Annotated in this window: 19 protein-coding genes and 1 tRNA gene; 14 read left to right on the top strand and 6 right to left on the bottom strand. The window is 57.6% G+C overall.

Translation table 11 applies throughout. From position 1 onward, the window contains the following. Nucleotides 1-231: 231 nt before the first annotated feature. The 5 genes from ACN0VI_RS14980 to ACN0VI_RS14960 all read left to right on the top strand — a co-directional run bounded on the left by ACN0VI_RS14980 (nucleotide 232) and on the right by ACN0VI_RS14960 (nucleotide 4,372). Nucleotides 232-316: transfer RNA gene (locus ACN0VI_RS14980), tRNA-Leu, on the top strand. 49 nt (nucleotides 317-365) lie between these two features. Next, on the top strand, nucleotides 366-848 hold the full coding sequence (locus ACN0VI_RS14975) for a hypothetical protein (RefSeq protein ID WP_417447353.1): 483 nt from the start codon (nucleotides 366-368) through the stop codon (nucleotides 846-848). Between the two features lie 101 nt (nucleotides 849-949). Then, nucleotides 950-1,369, top strand: a complete 420-nt coding sequence (locus ACN0VI_RS14970; protein WP_417447352.1) for a hypothetical protein — start codon at nucleotides 950-952, stop codon at nucleotides 1,367-1,369. 214 nt (nucleotides 1,370-1,583) lie between these two features. After that, the gene (locus tag ACN0VI_RS14965; protein WP_417447351.1) at nucleotides 1,584-1,961 is read left to right on the top strand and encodes a helix-turn-helix domain-containing protein; all 378 of its coding nucleotides are present in this window, start codon (nucleotides 1,584-1,586) and stop codon (nucleotides 1,959-1,961) included. Continuing rightward, nucleotides 1,958-4,372: a DUF5906 domain-containing protein gene (locus tag ACN0VI_RS14960; RefSeq protein ID WP_417447350.1), complete on the top strand. Its 2,415-nt coding sequence runs from the start codon at nucleotides 1,958-1,960 to the stop codon at nucleotides 4,370-4,372. Before ACN0VI_RS14965 ends, ACN0VI_RS14960 begins: the two co-directional genes overlap by 4 nt. A gap of 245 nt (nucleotides 4,373-4,617) precedes the next feature. On the opposite strand, the gene ACN0VI_RS14955 is transcribed toward ACN0VI_RS14960, so the two are convergent. Beyond that, nucleotides 4,618-4,773 (bottom strand): hypothetical protein, encoded by a 156-nt coding sequence (locus tag ACN0VI_RS14955; protein ID WP_417447349.1) that lies wholly within the window; start codon nucleotides 4,771-4,773, stop codon nucleotides 4,618-4,620. 315 nt (nucleotides 4,774-5,088) lie between these two features. Here ACN0VI_RS14955 and ACN0VI_RS14950 point away from each other — a divergent pair, with 315 nt between their 5' ends. From ACN0VI_RS14950 to ACN0VI_RS14925, 6 genes are all read left to right on the top strand, one after another. Then, complete coding sequence (locus ACN0VI_RS14950; protein ID WP_417447348.1) at nucleotides 5,089-5,418, top strand: hypothetical protein; 330 nt, start codon at nucleotides 5,089-5,091, stop codon at nucleotides 5,416-5,418. Nucleotide 5,419: 1 nt separating this feature from the next. Beyond that, nucleotides 5,420-6,055, top strand: coding sequence for a hypothetical protein (locus tag ACN0VI_RS14945; RefSeq protein ID WP_417447347.1), 636 nt, complete (start codon nucleotides 5,420-5,422; stop codon nucleotides 6,053-6,055). Continuing rightward, on the top strand, nucleotides 6,045-6,272 hold the full coding sequence (locus ACN0VI_RS14940; protein WP_417447346.1) for a hypothetical protein: 228 nt from the start codon (nucleotides 6,045-6,047) through the stop codon (nucleotides 6,270-6,272). The genes ACN0VI_RS14945 and ACN0VI_RS14940 overlap by 11 nt, the downstream gene beginning before the upstream one ends. A 163-nt stretch (nucleotides 6,273-6,435) precedes the next feature. Then, entirely contained in the window at nucleotides 6,436-7,149 is a 714-nt protein-coding gene (locus tag ACN0VI_RS14935; protein WP_417447345.1) for a hypothetical protein, read from the top strand. Continuing rightward, nucleotides 7,146-7,514, top strand: a complete 369-nt coding sequence (locus ACN0VI_RS14930; RefSeq protein WP_417447344.1) for a hypothetical protein — start codon at nucleotides 7,146-7,148, stop codon at nucleotides 7,512-7,514. Before ACN0VI_RS14935 ends, ACN0VI_RS14930 begins: the two co-directional genes overlap by 4 nt. A 2-nt stretch (nucleotides 7,515-7,516) precedes the next feature. Next, a complete protein-coding gene (locus ACN0VI_RS14925; protein WP_417447343.1) occupies nucleotides 7,517-7,798 on the top strand; it encodes a hypothetical protein in 282 nt (93 codons plus the stop codon). Nucleotides 7,799-7,939: 141 nt separating this feature from the next. On the opposite strand, the gene ACN0VI_RS14920 is transcribed toward ACN0VI_RS14925, so the two are convergent. The 3 genes from ACN0VI_RS14920 to ACN0VI_RS14910 form a co-directional block, all read right to left on the bottom strand. Continuing rightward, a complete protein-coding gene (locus ACN0VI_RS14920; RefSeq protein WP_417447342.1) occupies nucleotides 7,940-8,479 on the bottom strand; it encodes a hypothetical protein in 540 nt (179 codons plus the stop codon). Nucleotides 8,480-8,680: 201 nt separating this feature from the next. Beyond that, nucleotides 8,681-9,541 (bottom strand): SIR2 family protein, encoded by an 861-nt coding sequence (locus tag ACN0VI_RS14915; RefSeq protein ID WP_417447341.1) that lies wholly within the window; start codon nucleotides 9,539-9,541, stop codon nucleotides 8,681-8,683. Next, nucleotides 9,541-10,569 carry a ParA family protein gene (locus ACN0VI_RS14910; protein WP_417447340.1) on the bottom strand — a complete coding sequence of 343 codons (1,029 nt, stop codon included), beginning with the start codon at nucleotides 10,567-10,569 and terminating at the stop codon, nucleotides 9,541-9,543. Before ACN0VI_RS14910 ends, ACN0VI_RS14915 begins: the two co-directional genes overlap by 1 nt. A 157-nt stretch (nucleotides 10,570-10,726) precedes the next feature. Between ACN0VI_RS14910 and ACN0VI_RS14905 the strand changes: the two genes are divergently transcribed. Then, complete coding sequence (locus tag ACN0VI_RS14905) at nucleotides 10,727-11,386, top strand: hypothetical protein (RefSeq protein WP_417447339.1); 660 nt, start codon at nucleotides 10,727-10,729, stop codon at nucleotides 11,384-11,386. Here ACN0VI_RS14905 and ACN0VI_RS14900 read toward each other — a convergent pair. Continuing rightward, a complete protein-coding gene (locus ACN0VI_RS14900) occupies nucleotides 11,383-12,318 on the bottom strand; it encodes a DNA-methyltransferase (RefSeq protein WP_417447338.1) in 936 nt (311 codons plus the stop codon). The genes ACN0VI_RS14905 and ACN0VI_RS14900 overlap by 4 nt on opposite strands. A gap of 175 nt (nucleotides 12,319-12,493) precedes the next feature. Then, nucleotides 12,494-13,768 (bottom strand): tyrosine-type recombinase/integrase, encoded by a 1,275-nt coding sequence (locus tag ACN0VI_RS14895; RefSeq protein ID WP_417447337.1) that lies wholly within the window; start codon nucleotides 13,766-13,768, stop codon nucleotides 12,494-12,496. A 412-nt stretch (nucleotides 13,769-14,180) separates the two neighbouring features. On the opposite strand from ACN0VI_RS14895, the gene ACN0VI_RS14890 reads away from it, so the two are divergent. After that, entirely contained in the window at nucleotides 14,181-14,456 is a 276-nt protein-coding gene (locus ACN0VI_RS14890) for a hypothetical protein (RefSeq protein WP_244153207.1), read from the top strand. A 249-nt stretch (nucleotides 14,457-14,705) separates the two neighbouring features. Next, nucleotides 14,706-14,915, top strand: a 210-nt coding sequence (locus ACN0VI_RS14885; RefSeq protein WP_417447336.1) for a hypothetical protein, incomplete at its 3' end; no start/stop codon positions are given.

Below are 14,915 nucleotides of genomic sequence, written 5' to 3'. Positions count from 1 at the left end.
AGACGCGCCGTTGTGCCGTTCGGGTTGCGCCTCGACCAGAGCCTCGTTATAGTCCTGCGCCGCGATTGTGATCGCGCATCACCGTCCCGCCCGGATGGCGAAACTGGTAGACGCAAGGGACTTAAAATTACTGCGTCTCTGCCGAGATTCTACCTACCGGGCAGCCCAGAACACCCGCTGGGGATGACTTGAACACGGGTGACAAACAGCTGTAACCTGTTGTTTTAGCAGGCCCGGATGATGAAATTGGTAGACATACCGGACTTAAAATCCGGAGCTGAAAGGCGTGCGGGTTCGAGTCCCGCTCCGGGCACCAATACTTCACGAACCGTCCAGCGAACCGTCTGGGCAGTCGTTCCCCTCCTATGACCATCGACGAAGCCGACCTCGCCAAGGCGCGTGCCGCTTGGGATGCAGCCATCCAGCGTGAGCAGGAAGCGGCCGCAGAGTGGGCGCAACTGTCCTCGCTCCGCCCAGAGCTAGTACGCTTCCGCCAGCGGTTACAGAAAGCGCTGGGCAGCCTATCCCCGGACGCTCGGACACAGATCGAGCAGACAGCCGAGAGCATGATGGGCTGCTCCTCCCCGAATTCATTCCTGAAGACCATAGAAGAAACGATCATTGCCATGACCGGCGAACCCGGTCGCCTTCCGGTCGGTGACACTGGCGTCAGCATGGCAGCCCTGAAGGCCGTCGCCTGGGAGCTCGACTTGCACACCTACGGCAGCGGTAGCGGCACCACGCCACTGCCCGACGAGCGCGCTTTATTTAGCGTGTGCAAGCAGTTCGATGAAAGAGTCTCTTGGGCCAACGTCCGCAGCGCCCTGCAGGCCGCGCCCCGTAAATAGGCATCCAAACGGGCCTCGATTCAACGGGGAGAGGCCCAGTCGGTTTCCTGCGAAAGTTTGCTCCACCAGAGGCAGCCGCCTCGGTTTAACAGGAGCAAAACATGAACATCCACACACAAATCGACCAAGCCGAACAAGACGTCATCGACTCGCTGAACGCTGTTCGACAACTTCTCCACAATCAGAACCGTGTCTTGCGATTCGGTACCTGGGCCGACTGGGGCGTCGAAGATATTCGGTATCTTCTCGAAGAGCTTCAGTCGGGGCACTGGGATGATTGCAGCGGCACTGTTCCCGGATACGTACTCGCCACGGATGCGCTGGGCATTGTCCTAGAGTTGGACTTTCCCCAGCGGGAACAGGAAGAAATCGTCTTCAGCGGTATACGGTTGTTGGCGGACACGATGACCTGCTTTACTGAAGAAGAAGATTCCCGAGACCTCTGCGAGCAAATAACTGCGTTGGTCGAAGCGTATTGCGCTGAACGACAAGCGAAGACGCAGGAAGTAGGAGTGCAGTGAAGCGGTAACCCACAGTTACCACTCCGGCCCGGTCTGGCAGGTGCTGCACCTGCTGGGCTGGCCTGCGAGCCGTGAGACAGACCGTGCACCATCTCAAGAAACTGGGTGCCGGTGTCATGAGTAACGGGCCGCCCGTTGCTGTTGGGAGCGCAGATACCGGAGAATTGTTTTTGTCGGCAGTTAAGGAGCTTCGGCGGCTCCTTCCCATGAAGGGATGCCAGACAGCAACGCCTCAGATTGTCGGGTCGAAGGGGCGAAGCGGGGCCAGAGCTTGAGATGGCTGCGCCGAATCTCGACGCCAATCCGGAGTGCAACCATGTCGAACAGCAATGTTCGTGGTTCCGGTGGCGTGACCGAGTCCGCCCCGAGCCACAAAGCCCCTGTAGAAATCGTAATCCCCAAGCGGTGGCTCCGTGCCAAAGAGACTGCGGAGTACCTGAGTCTATCCGTCCCGCACCTCGCCCGCTTGCGCGAAATGAAGAAAGGTCCGCCGTATCGTAAACACGGCGTTGTCGTCCTGTATGACGTTCGCGAGTTGGACGCCTTCGTAGAAGCACTGCCTCGCTTCGAGACCAAGGGTGGTGGCCTATGAGCACCGCCCAGAATGAAAGAAGCCCCCGGCAGGATGTAGACCTGACAGGGGCCGCTAACGAAGTGACACGACTGGTGCAAGATGAATCTTCCACTATGGAGGCCACTCAGCCAATCAGTTTCTTGCAACGCTTCCATCCGGACGGGCCGTGGTCACTCACTGCTATTTCGCCGGACAAGAAAGTTATCCAAACCGCGACCTTCAACCCTGGGCAGGAGCCTGCTTGCTGCGAGTGGATCGACGACCGCAACGGTAAGTTGAATATCTATTTCAGTGCCAATCGGCCAATGCACGACATTCGCAAGAAGGCCGAGAAAACGGATATCGGTGAGGCTTGCTGCCTCCACATAGACATCGACCCGCGTGCAGGCGAGGACATCGGCGAAGAGCAGGAACGCGCCTTGTGCTTGCTACGGGCAGCCACCCCCGCGCCCTCGGTCATCGTCTTTTCGGGCGGCGGCTACCAAGCCTTCTGGCGCTTGGCGGAGCCGGTACGGATCGGCGGTGACCTACCCCAGGCGGAGGACTTCGAGCGGTACAACATTCATCTGGAACGTCAATTCGGCGCGGATAACTGCCACAACGTCGACCGGATCATGCGCCTGCCGGGCACGATGAACCTCCCGGACGCGAAGAAGCGGAAGCAAGGTCGGGTCAAGGCGCTGGCTACCCTCGTCGAGTTCAACGAGAACGTCTATCCATTGTCGGACTTCACTGCTGCGCCCAAGGTGCAAGAAGACGCCGGATCGGGCTTCTCTGGGCGGTCAGTGGTGATTTCGGGCAACGTCCAGCGGTTGGATTCCGTCGATGACCTCGACAAGTGGGAGGTGCCGGACTGGTTGAAGGTGCTCATTGTTCAGGGCAAAGATCCCGACGAGCCGCACAAATATCCCAGCCGTTCCGAAGCCTTGTTCGCTTGTGCATGTGAGCTGGTGCGCCGAAGTGTGCCGGACGATGTAATTTTCGCCATCCTCACCGACGAATCGTTTGGCATCGCTGAATCAGTCGTTGAACACAAGCGCCCCGAAAAATACGCGCTCCGACAGATCGAACGCGCCCACGAAGACGCCATCAATCCTGTCCTGCGCGAGCTGAACGAGAAGTTCGCTGTCATCGGCGACATGGGCGGTAAGTGTCGAATCATTAGCGAGGTGTACGACGAAGGACTCAAGCGGCACAAGATTAGTCGCCAGTCATTCGAGGATTTCCGCAACCGCCACATGCATATCAAGGTTGCTGCTGGCGACGATGGCAAAGGTAACGTCAGGTATGCGAAGGCGGGCCACTGGTGGCTGGAACAGCTGAATCGCCGCCAATTCGAGCGCATCGTGTTTCTGCCGGGGCGTGAGGTGCCACCGAACGTCTACAACCTGTGGAAAGGCTTCGCCGTCGATGCAGTTCCTGGGGAGGGTCACTTACCGTTCCTCGATCACGTCCGCATCAACGTCTGCCAAGGTAACGAAGAGCACTACCGCTATCTGCTCGGGTGGATGGCCCGCACGGTGCAGCAGCCGGACAGCCCCGGTGAAGTGGCAATCGTCCTTCGCGGGCAACGTGGCACCGGAAAATCATTCTTTGCGAAGGTGCTCGGCAACCTGTTTGGGCGACATTTCATGCAGGTCTCTGACCCGAAGCACTTGGTGGGCTCATTCAACGCTCACCTTCGCGATTGCGTGGTGCTCTTCGCAGACGAGGCGTTCTACGCGGGCGACAAACGCCACGAGTCGATACTGAAGACAACCATCACTGAGGAAACGCTCGTGGTCGAGGGCAAAGGGGTGGATGCAGAAATTAGCCCGAACTTCCTTCATGTGCTCATGGCGTCGAACTCAGACTGGGTGGTGCCTGCTGGCGAGTTCGAACGTCGATTCTTCGTACTGGATATGGGCAACGACCATCGCCAAGATCGAGATTATTTCCGTAGCTTGCGCGAAAGACTCGATGCGGGCGGTATGGAGAATCTTCTTCATTACTTGCTGACCTACGACCTGTCGGACTACGAGGTTCGGGTCGTGCCCAGCACCAAGGCGCTGGAGGAACAGAAAGCATATTCCTTGGGTCCGTTCGAGCGCGAACTGGTGGAGTGTGCTCAACTGGGCACCTTCCCGCAATCCGTCTCTGAGGGCGGCACAGCACGCCCCATCATCCACTGGAAGGGGGACGCCGTTTACTTCTCGACGGAGGCATTCATGGCTCACGTCCGGCAGAAGTACCGGAGTTGCTCGATCAACCCAACCATGGTCGGGCGGGCCGCCAATAAGATCGGGCTACAGAAGGTGCATGCTAACCCACGAGGATACTTCGTCGGATCGCTACAGGAGTTCCGCGAAAAGCTATCGCAGGCGGTTGCCGGGGTGGAATGGGATGCGGACATTGATGAATGGGTCGGGCTGGATAAACCCGCCTTTTAACGTGGTGGGGGCGATAACGGTGAGGGGGGCTTCGGCCCCCTTTCTGCTGTCTGGGCGGTTGCGCCGGGGTGGCTGGCCCAGGTGCGCGGGTTTGCTCCGCAGCCGCATACGGGTTTGCAACAGACCCGCAAGGCTCAATCCCTGTAGAGACGGGGCTTACAGCGGGTGCGCGGGTTTGCGCGTGTTGTTTTAAGTCGCTAGGCCGAGAGGTGCCCAGGGTGCGGGGTGGCGAGTTCTTTATTCTTTTAATGATTAATAAAAAACTCGCTAAACCCGCCGTAAGCCCCGTCTATACAGGGGTGCGGGTTTGCTGCGGGTAGGCTGAGCAAGCGGGTTATACCCGCAATGGGCATGGAGCCACCGGGTGGTGCATCTTCTGCGTTATCCAATTCAACTGACACTCTCGCGCCCGCACGCGAACCACCAGCCCCGTGTGCCGTTGCTCCCTGGGCCGTCCTCCCGCCCCGAGAGCGCCAGCCAGCAAAGCACCCAGCCGCTGCCCTACCTGGGCCGTGCCGTCGCGCCTAGCTCCGCCTCGGAGGCCCGCAGGAATATCACTGGCAAGTTCGAGTTACCGCGCCCCGCCCGCCAGCCAAGGGCTGCAGCCGTATTCACCTGGGCGAACCGTGTGAGCGAACCGTCTACGCCGCAAAACTGATATCGCCGCCTTTCCCTTGCCGAGATGATTCCTTGAGATGCAAAGGCCGGGGGACCGCATGACATTCACTGCACGCGCCCGAAGCGGCACCGAAACTCACTACCAGATCGAGCGAGACGAAGACGAGTCGCCGGAAATGCCGGAACGACAGCTCGCCGCCGCCGTGTTGCTCCAGGCCTGGGAGGACGCGAACTCAACGCCGGAGACCGTGAAATACCGTAAGGGCTTCGGTTCGCCAGATCGGATAGTCCGCTCGGCGCGTCGTTTCCTGACCGCCCGGCTTCCGTGCCCCTGGGCTCGCCAGCGCCAGCTATTCACAGGCACGTTATCAGTTGAAGACGAGGCCATCCGCTTACGGGCGGTGGCTGTATTTGGAGAGGGATATTGAAATGAGTATCAAGCCTAAAACCGGAGGCGGTGCCCGCCCCGGCGCTCCCGTGGGCCGCAAGCCGGGGATGCCGGTAGCGAATGCAGCGATGACCGACGAAAGGAAAGCGGTGTTCCTTTCTGAATTGAGTAAACATGGGATCGTGAGCGCCGCCGCCCGCGCTGCCAGCCCTCACGCCCACGGCACTTGCGCCCCTTCGTTCTACATATTGCGGCGGAACGATCCAGAATTCGCAGCTGCCTGGGACGACGCCATCGAACAAGCAACGGGCAGCGTCGAGCTGGAGCTTCACCGCCGCGCCGTGGAAGGCTACGAAGAACCCGTATACCAGAAAGGCGAGCTGGTGGGCACCATCACCAAGTACAGCGACCGCCTGCTGGAAATTCGCGCCAAGGCGCTGATGCCGAACAAGTACATCGAGCGACGTGCCGTAGAACTTAGCGCGAACCTCAACGTCACCCAGGAACTGTACGGCGGCCACGCGCTGACCTTGAAGCCGGAGGACGTTCTGTTGCTGGACGAGGACAAGCGCCAGTTGCTCCTGGGCCTGCTTACCGATATTGCCGTGGCTCGGGGCGACCTTCGGGACGTTGAACCGGAACCCGTGGGCCTGCTGGGGGTGGACGATGATCGGTGACTTTCTCTTCCAGGTGCGGGGGCTGGTGAGCTTCGAAGCAGAGCATGGCGTTCCCGCCCGCCGAACGCCGTTTGGTTTCTTGATGCCGGACTACCAGCAGGACAACGAAGGCATGGACCTATGGGAGAAGCAGTTCGGGGAGAAAGCGAAAGGCACGACCCGGTTGGTCATCCCACCGGCCCGGAAAGTCCGCAGCCCGCACGGTCGGACCGTCTAACACGCCGCGCCTCCCGTCTCGCTCACCCACCTGGGTAACTAGACATTACTCGGCCTGTTCTGGCCGCCAAAACTGACAGCGCACCCCAGATGCATGAGGAATGATTCTCGTGCAGGTGCTGGGAATGGTCCCGGTGCCGCTTTATCCAAGGTGGAGAAGCTGCATGTCCAAACTCAAGATTAAACGCGTGCTCAATCGAGGCCACGTCCAAGAACTCCGCGCCTCGCTGAAGCACCACGAAGCGACCCTGCGCGAACTACGCGATGCCGTAGTGAATGCCCCCGCAGTAGCCTTTAAACGCGCCATGGAAGAGGTAGGTCGAATCGACATGCCCAAGTCTGAGCGTGAGTTGTTCGCCCGTCGCAAGGCCGATTCCCAAGTGAAGGATGTTCGTAAGGCAGCCCGCGAGCGAGCCGACGCGATCAAGAAAGACTTGGCTGGCGCTCGCGAGCTGCTGGCCCTGTCGAAAGATGCTCTATCGAACCCGTTCGCCGTGCTGGATTCACAGACCCTGGGCGATGCCCGCCGTGCGACCTACATGGCGAATCTGGTTGGCGCTGGTCCACTGGCGCTGAAACACGCCGCTGAACAGGCAGCCGCCACCAACGACGCGGCCCTTGCCGCCGCCGTCATTAGCGTACTGGAGCGGATGCCAACCGCTGACCGCCCGTTCTTCCCGCAATCAGTGCTCGAAATCTTCCCGGACGATCACGAAGTGTTCCAGCCCATGCATGAATATCTCGACGCTGAACGCGCCTTGGAGGATTCGGTGTCTCTGTTCAGCGAAGTGATTAACGGCTCCGCGACCACCACCGGCAAGATCAGCCGGGGCTTGCGCACTCAGGACGCGCCGGAAACTGAAGGGGGTGAGGCATGAACGATCTAGCGAGCCTTTCCAACGACGAACTGGCGCAGCGAATCTTTGACACGCTGACCGAGACTGAGGCAGCCGCTCTTGCTTCTGCCTGCATGATTGCCAACGCACTGGGCCATGACCGGCCCGATGTGAAAACGGCTCGCACCTGTTGCGAGCTGGTAGGCGAAAAGCCTGACCGCCTGATGGCCTACCTTGGCTATGTTCCGCTGAAGGGCCATCCGAACGGCTGGGTCAACGTCGAGAAGGGCTCGAACGGCCCTGGCCTAGTCGGCAGCGAGCAGACCCTGGGCCTGTTTGTCTTCCGCCAGCTCGGAGGTGTCCTCCGGGCCAATCTGCGAACCAACCAACCTTCCAAGGAGCAATGACAATGCCGCAATTTATCCTGTACGCCGACCAACCCCAAGCCCGCCGCGCCGATGGCGTGAATACTGTCGTAGTGGTCGCCGCTGACGCTGCATCCGCCCCAGCTGCCGCCCGTGCCCTTGTGCGCTCTGCTGCCCCGGACGCCTTCGACGACTTCCGAGTCGTTGCCCTGGGCGAGGCCACCGAATTCGTTGTCGAGGGTACGCCGCTTGTTGGCCGCCCCGGTAACACCGAAGGCTTCCCGATCCTTGGCCGTGGTGGCCAGCGAACGCTGACGCCTGCCTAACCGAACTCCTGTGGTGTGCCCACTTGCCCGGAACCGAAAGGAACCGGGCCTTTTTATGTTCAAGCGGTGCGCTCGCACGGTCCGCAGTGTCGGCACGACCCGACCAGCCAGGGCAGACCGGCAACCGCCAGTAACTGCGACTTACTGGGCCGCTTCTGGCAGTGCGAAGGTACCGCGCCCGACACAAGCGATGGTATGGCCGACACGGCGCGCGGTGTCGATGGTCGAGCGTGCCTTTTTCTGATCCATGCCTAGCATCTCGGCCAGCTCGGCGACGGTACGCGGGCCGCTGGCCAACGCTACCAAAAGGTCATCAACCCGTGCCTTGAGTCCAATAGGGCTGGCTTCGTGGCTGGGTGTGTCCTCCGGCGGGTTCCTGGTGGTGCGTAGCGCTTTAGAGGGGGCTAGGGTGGCGGCATGGGCACTACACGCGTTTCCATTTACGGTTTGCTCCAGCGCAGCGGCGGCCTCTTCGACGTTGGCATGTGCGGATTTTTCCGCCTGCGGGAGCAACGGCTCGACTAAAGCCCAGACTTGCTGCATGCCCTTGGCGCGCTTCAAGAACTGCTTAGTGGTCTTGCCGGTGATGTTGTTGTAGTACGCCAGCAGGTCACCAGTAGGCACCGTATTAAGATCGGCGAAGCCGGTGATGGCAGTGCCGGCGATAGTTACGACTGGCATGACAACTCTCCCTTTCTGATAGACCAAGCATCCGGTCGAATGAGAGCAATCCTGTCCAGCTCTTCGAAAAGAGACAATCACTTGTTTCCAATTCGGGACGGTGACCGTCTGTGCGCGATCTGGAACCGGTACAGAGAGGCCAGAGCGCGAATCTATGCTTTGAGCGCGACCTCGCCTAAGCGAGGTCACTCATGACAGAAGCTAGGCCTCTGGGCTGTAAGCGCGTAGTTCTTCGACCTCCTCTACGAGCTCTTGGATAGCTGCATTCAGGTCGGTATATTCTCGCCCATATTGTAAAGGCTTAATGTTATACGTCTCGACCCAATCCCGAGCCTTTATAGAACCCTGCTCGGTCGATCTAATTAGCGCATAGTGCGGGCATGAGCTAGACGAAGCAATTTTCACATCTTCTAGCAGCAAGTTTATGTCCGGATCATCCATACCGCACCCGATAAAAATGCACGTATTGGTTAGCAGTAATGACTGAAGGATCGTATAAAATCTAGCGTGATCCCTCTTTGCGGCATGATACTGCGCCCTCGAAAATATCATGCGAGGAATATTATTTATAGTTCCGTGAGCCTTAATTATTATTCGCTCATCTGTTCTTATCAGATCGCCCAGTGATTCATCGTAGTAGGAGATGGTGCTGTATCCTGCCTGATTGGAAGCAGTGCTTTCACAGTAATTCTCATAGATTTTGTCAAAGTTTGTCGTTATTACGATCCTCGAGTCCAGTCTATGCAAGAGCTTGTGTAGCTCTCCTGGTCGATGCGCAGGGTTATTAAAACTCGCTCTAAGCAAGGCCTGGTAATCCCCTTGATCGGCGTATTGAAATATAGCTTGCAAAGAAAGAAGATAATTCCTCGCTTCAATTAATGAAATTACCTCTTCTTTGTGAGATCCATCTGGAACTAATGCCACAGCTTCAGACAAAAATTCCCCCCACGTCTTGGGGCGGTTCTGCTCGTCAGCTTCAGCGGATGCTGATACTCCTGCACCAAGGAAAAGAACGCACCGTCTGCGAGCTACTTCCCGGATCAAATTCTGAGGCCACTGCATTAGGCGATCTCCTCGCCTATGTTTGCCATGAGCCTGTCGCAGATCGAACTCATAAGTTTCGCGTAAGACGCCACCTGTGCATATTGGCTTCCCACAAGCCCGTCGCCTCCTTTTAGCTGATGAATCGGAGAGCGGGCCGCTTGAGCCATTGGGATAAGGCTATACAGGTAGGGGATGTGCCCAAGCTCGAACGATTCGACCTCATGCTTTGGAGAAAGAAAGCTCATTGCCGCAGTCGCTGTCTCCGGGATGTCCTGCATGATTCTGTCATACGACTTTACAGGTCGAGCCCCAGATTTAAACTTTCGCGTCACATACTGCTGAACCGAGTAGCCTGCAAATCTAAACTTTGCATCGGTATCTCTGATAATTGAGTATTCATCAAGTCTGCCCGGAAATATCGCATCAGTTTCTGCGATCGAGCTATCGTACTGCTGTTTCCAGGCCGTGATCCAGCCAGCAATATTTCGAATTCCAAGCAAGCTGAAAATATCACACCCAAATGGCGTTACAATGTAATCTGAAGCCAATATTACTGAACGATTGAGGGCGCCAAGAGAAGGCCCCACATCGAAGACAATATAGTCGTATTCTGAGGCTAGCTCACTTGTCAGATGATGGCACCAATTGGTTATTCGATGGCCGCGAATCTGTCTAGCCTTCAGTTCCGACCATCCATCACTTAGTATATCTTCTATCGTGGACATCTTAGGGTGACCCGGAATTATATCAACTCCGAATCGATTTCCTCCGCCTGATATCGGCTTCACGCCGGTTTTGATAGAGGGCTCGCCGTCTTCGAATGGTTTTAGGCAGGAGTAGATTGTTGCCAGTTCAGGCGCATCTTCAAGATATATATTTTCGCATTCTTCGTCCGTGAGTATGGCTTGAGTAGCATTACACTGAGGGTCCGCATCAACTAGCAATACTCTCTTGCCAAGTGCTAGCTTTAGGTACGACACGAGATTGCAAGCTAGCGTGGTTTTACCTACGCCACCTTTGTTGTTAAAGAAAACAATCGTTTTCAAGGCCAATCCACCTTTGAGTAATCCAATGTGCTGTAGATCTTACGGCAGAGTGTGTTGGGTTACCACGCGCCTTGCTAGCTAGCCCGTATGCATCCGTGGTCGACGAGCGTAACGGTTAGCGCTACCCTTCCGATCCATTTTGTCTAGGACGGCAGCGATGAAAATCGTCAGGGTTGCGACATTGATCTCGAAGGGAGCGTTCGCCCACTCGCCTGAGTGGGCCGCATTGCGCGATGAGGTCCATACGGCAGTTCGGGCCGCAGATTGGCCAGCCGGTACGGGCAAATTTCTGATCCGCCCTGAAAGTGGTAAGAAGCGTGGCGAAGGAAATGGGGTAAAGCCGATTAAAGACGAGACAATTCGACGTCTCGTTCGCAGCGGATTGAACCACAAAGCACGGACCGCCAAAGGCCAGCCTGTACTATCCAACGAGTGGGTCGCAGAAGCCCCCTGGCCAGTTGGGGAGCGCATTAGGCCCGGCAGGATGGACGCGGCGTACTATTGCGATGAGGGCATTGTCTGCTTGGAGTGGGAAACGGGGAACATTTCTTCTAGCCATCGCTCGATGAACAAAATGTGCCTCGGACTGCTGCAGGGCCTGATCAAAGCCGGAATATTGGTAGTACCCTCGCGAGAGCTTTACCCCTTCCTAACAGACCGAATCGGCAACATTGCCGAGCTGGAGCCTTACTTCCCTCTTTGGAGCGCCACTCCTTGCGAGGAAGGTATCCTGGAAATCATCGTTATCGAACATGATGACACGTGCGAAAAAGTGCCCAGGATACCGAAGGGTACCGACGGACGCGCCCAGAGCTAGCCGAGGTCGAGCACGTCAGTGTTCTTGTGTAAGTATAAGTCGCCCGAAAGACGCTCTTTGATAACCGGAGCGAAGTCGATATCGGTGCCGAGCCAGCGCCGATGCTTCACTTCGCTGACGGCAAAGGTTGTTCCGCTGCCGCCGAACGGGTCGATTACCAAATCACCCGGCTCGGTGGAGATTTCCACCACGCGATCTAGTAGTTTGGAAGAAAGCGCGTTCGCCTTCCGCTCGCTTGACTTGTACTTCCAGTGACGAACCGGCGCGATGTCGTTCCAAACATCCGTTAGATTTACGCCCTTGGGATTCATCTTGTTACGATGCCCACCGTAATCTTTGATGTCGCCTTTGCAATGGCGGCATAGCTCGATTGGCGTCCGTACTTTGCGAAAAGTCTTGGGCTTGCCCTTTGTGAAGTACAACAAGCTGTAATGGCTCGGGTAGAGTCGCTTGGGAATTGGTAGTCCGAACTTGATGTCGACGGCGATCCAGTGCCGAAACTCCAGTCCCGCCTCTGCCAGATAGGTACCTAGGAACATGTTCCACTTGGGTAAGTTGTAGAGAAAGAAAGCACCACCAGGCTTGAGAGTTCGTGCCGCCTCGTTGATCCACTCTCGACACCAAGCGAGATATTCGCTGTCCGGAATGTCGTCGTTGGACCTAGCACCGTACTCTTTCTTTAGGTTAAAAGGCGGGTCGGCAAACACTGTGTCTACAACCGAGTCTTTGATCCCCCGCAGAAATACCAAGCAGTCTTGGTCGAAAATCGCGCCGTGATCGGTTTTGAAGTAGGGAACCAACGAGCAGTCGGATTTCATAACCTGTGACTCGTCAAAGCTGTTGCCAACAAAGGGCAGCTGTTCTGTCCTCTGGGCAGGTGTTTCCGAGGTGATAGCCTGATCTTCGGTTAGCATGGTGTCTAAAATTCTCATTGCGGCCCCGTCATAGGAGCGGTGCGTCTCGCGGTTCGCGGCAAGTCGATAGGTTTGGAACACTGGTCTCCTCAAGTCGAGCCAGTAACCTCAACTCCCTTTCGCCTATCGAAGACCCCGAGCGCCAAAACCTTACATATTACCCGTTGCGTACCGCCTGGGCGACCCTAGGTTGTTACGCTACAGCCCGCTTAGGGAGGGCTAGAACGTTGCCGTGAATTTGGCCCAGCAAGTAGGCCGATACGCGACCCTGTGCCTCTCTAAGCGTTGCTCCAAGCGCCGAGCCGTGGATGTAGCCGCCCGTTACGCCCGGTAGTTGGTGGTTGAGCAGGAGCTTGATCGTGAAGGGGTCCATGCCCACGGCAGCAGCGGCGGTCGCGTATGAATGGCGCAGTGCGTGCGGATTGACCAGCCCTTCGCCAGTTACATGGGCCTGAGTGATATGTCCCTTGTCGGAGAAGTGCGACGGGAATAGCCAAGGATAGTCCTTGCCAAATACTTCAGCATTTTCCTTAACTCGCTGGCGCAGCATCTCAACCAAAAACGCAGAGAGTGGCAGGTCGAAGGCCCGCTTTGGCCCGCCCTTCGGGTTGGGCACGTGCAGGAAGCCGTTCTCTAAGTCCAGGTGCTCTATGCGCGCCTCACTGGCGGCCCCTCGACGCATCCCTGTAAACGCGAGAAAGATGTACCAGTCTCGCGTCACTGGGTTGCGAAGCCCTTGCACCGCTGCCCAGAAGGCCGGCCAGTCGGTAACGATAACGTTCCGGCGCTTCTCATCATTGAAGTCGACAGCGTCGGTGGGCGGCGGCGGGAGGTCGCGCACCTTGCGACGAGCATGACGGTAGACCGCTCGGACGAGGCGCATGGTCTGGTTGGCCGCCACTGGGCCGTTGTTCTTGGTGATGGTGCGGTGACGTTCATCGACGCCGAGGGTGTCGTCGCCAATCTCCCGCAATGGCCGGTCGGCCCAGTCCTTGAGGTATCGCTCAAACAAATTACGGTAGCCCTGAACAGTGCTTGGGCGGCGTGCCTTGCGCTCGCAGCGGTCGATGTAGGAGTCCAGTGCCTGCCCGAAGGTGAATTCCTTCTTCGGCACAGGGACGGCCTTGGGCTCAACTGGCTTGTTAGGGTCAATGCCCGCGCGGAGCTGAGCAATCACGTCAAGGGCCTTCGCCCGCACAGCTTCAATTGACAAAAACTGCTTGGCGTCACCCAGCCGAACGCGGCGGGTGCCGAGCTTCACGCGTCGTCCATGGGCATCACGGTCTTCGGAATACAGGTCACGCTGGACGGCGAACGACTTGGAGTTGGCGTTCACGACGACCATCAACCCTGGTGTGAGGGTGTCGCGCACAGAGTACGACAGAACCCTGCCATGCTCGTCGCGCTCGGCTGGCGGCAGATTGTCGACAAAGCGAATCGTTAGCTTAGTAGGGGCGAATTTTGCCATGTGGTTGCTCCTTGGTTGGCCCAAGAGGCAGCGCACCGTCCGCGAACCGTGCACGTTGGGGACCGGGGATGCCTCTTGATGCTGAACTCTTGAGCAAACGTCCTACCCAGCCAATCAGTTTGTTGAGAGGCAGGGCCTAGATACGTCAGAATGCCGCCTGATGATGGGAAGGCATGAACTTAAAATCCCTCATCCGAAAGGGTATGCGGGTTCGATTCCCGCTCCGGGCACCATCGGGACACACTGATACATCCGTATCTAACCCGGCCGCCGCAGCCGGGTTAATTGTTTATAGGGCATCAGCCCCCTGTCTACATTGAATGTGACCAGTGGCACTCTATCGTCGTGAACGCAGCCCCGCCACGCTCCTCTTATCCTGTAGTGCATTTGCTGCGGCAGAGGAGATGAAGCGATGGCCGATGCCCCTGATGGGATCCCAAACCAGAACAACGATGCTTCACGCGCACAGCGAGCAGGCAAAGACGATGTAGTCATTCCCGGTTCGCCGCCACCGTTAGGATCTGAGCGGACCGATGTCAGCCCTGGCAACGAACCCGGCGTGGACGAGTTGCCGAACAATGACGGCACTACGCCTCGAAGTCATGCCAAGCGAGGAGGGAAGATGAACAATGTCCCTGACATCGACCCCGACAGTGCAGAACTGGATGACGCGCCTAATCCGCGTTAGCAGTCGCGCACAAAAAAGCCCCGTACGGGGCGGGGCTGCAGGCGTTTAGCCAGTCGTTCCGTTGCCCTTTAACTCGCATTCCTGCGACCGCTCCATTCGAGCCTCCTAGGTCGCTGCGCGCTCTGCGCTGTTGGTGACTAGGGTAGGCGAGACACGGACGTGAATCATCCAACTTCACCAGTACGGGTCAGCCGAGGCCTACGCCGAGTACACGATCAACGCATTGGTGCCTATATCGAATGAGACAATTTGCCCATGATCAAGAGCATTTATCGCGTAAGCCTTGCCGCGGGGGGTTTGCTGACGCTGGCTGGCTGCAGTGCGTTCGAGGGTGTGCCAGCCGCTCAGCCAACCGACGAGTATGTATTGGCTTGTGACAAAGCCGAAAGCCCTGGATGTAAGACTCGCGCTGAGGAAATCTGCCCAGAAGGTTACGACACGCTCAGCAGCGAGGAAGGT

The sequence above is a fragment of the Kangiella sp. genome, from assembly GCF_048265365.1.
Classification (GTDB): Bacteria; Pseudomonadota; Gammaproteobacteria; order Enterobacterales; family Kangiellaceae; genus Kangiella.
The sequence above is the reverse complement of the archived record's forward strand: the minus strand, read 5'-3'. Positions and strand labels throughout refer to the sequence as shown.

What these genes read in the sequence shown, in the direction of transcription:
- ACN0VI_RS14950 (WP_417447348.1), top strand. Translation starts at nt 5,089, where the DNA reads ATGACATTCACTGCACGCGCCCGAAGCGGCACCGAAACTCACTACCAG.
- ACN0VI_RS14905 (WP_417447339.1), top strand. Translation starts at nt 10,727, where the DNA reads ATGAAAATCGTCAGGGTTGCGACATTGATCTCGAAGGGAGCGTTCGCC.
- ACN0VI_RS14915 (WP_417447341.1), bottom strand. Translation starts at nt 9,541, where the DNA reads ATGCAGTGGCCTCAGAATTTGATCCGGGAAGTAGCTCGCAGACGGTGC.
- ACN0VI_RS14935 (WP_417447345.1), top strand. Translation starts at nt 6,436, where the DNA reads ATGTCCAAACTCAAGATTAAACGCGTGCTCAATCGAGGCCACGTCCAA.
- ACN0VI_RS14895 (WP_417447337.1), bottom strand. Translation starts at nt 13,768, where the DNA reads ATGGCAAAATTCGCCCCTACTAAGCTAACGATTCGCTTTGTCGACAAT.
- ACN0VI_RS14970 (WP_417447352.1), top strand. Translation starts at nt 950, where the DNA reads ATGAACATCCACACACAAATCGACCAAGCCGAACAAGACGTCATCGAC.
- ACN0VI_RS14965 (WP_417447351.1), top strand. Translation starts at nt 1,584, where the DNA reads ATGCCAGACAGCAACGCCTCAGATTGTCGGGTCGAAGGGGCGAAGCGG.
- ACN0VI_RS14945 (WP_417447347.1), top strand. Translation starts at nt 5,420, where the DNA reads ATGAGTATCAAGCCTAAAACCGGAGGCGGTGCCCGCCCCGGCGCTCCC.
- ACN0VI_RS14900 (WP_417447338.1), bottom strand. Translation starts at nt 12,318, where the DNA reads ATGAGAATTTTAGACACCATGCTAACCGAAGATCAGGCTATCACCTCG.
- ACN0VI_RS14925 (WP_417447343.1), top strand. Translation starts at nt 7,517, where the DNA reads ATGCCGCAATTTATCCTGTACGCCGACCAACCCCAAGCCCGCCGCGCC.
- ACN0VI_RS14890 (WP_244153207.1), top strand. Translation starts at nt 14,181, where the DNA reads ATGGCCGATGCCCCTGATGGGATCCCAAACCAGAACAACGATGCTTCA.
- ACN0VI_RS14940 (WP_417447346.1), top strand. Translation starts at nt 6,045, where the DNA reads ATGATCGGTGACTTTCTCTTCCAGGTGCGGGGGCTGGTGAGCTTCGAA.
- ACN0VI_RS14930 (WP_417447344.1), top strand. Translation starts at nt 7,146, where the DNA reads ATGAACGATCTAGCGAGCCTTTCCAACGACGAACTGGCGCAGCGAATC.
- ACN0VI_RS14920 (WP_417447342.1), bottom strand. Translation starts at nt 8,479, where the DNA reads ATGCCAGTCGTAACTATCGCCGGCACTGCCATCACCGGCTTCGCCGAT.
- ACN0VI_RS14960 (WP_417447350.1), top strand. Translation starts at nt 1,958, where the DNA reads ATGAGCACCGCCCAGAATGAAAGAAGCCCCCGGCAGGATGTAGACCTG.
- ACN0VI_RS14975 (WP_417447353.1), top strand. Translation starts at nt 366, where the DNA reads ATGACCATCGACGAAGCCGACCTCGCCAAGGCGCGTGCCGCTTGGGAT.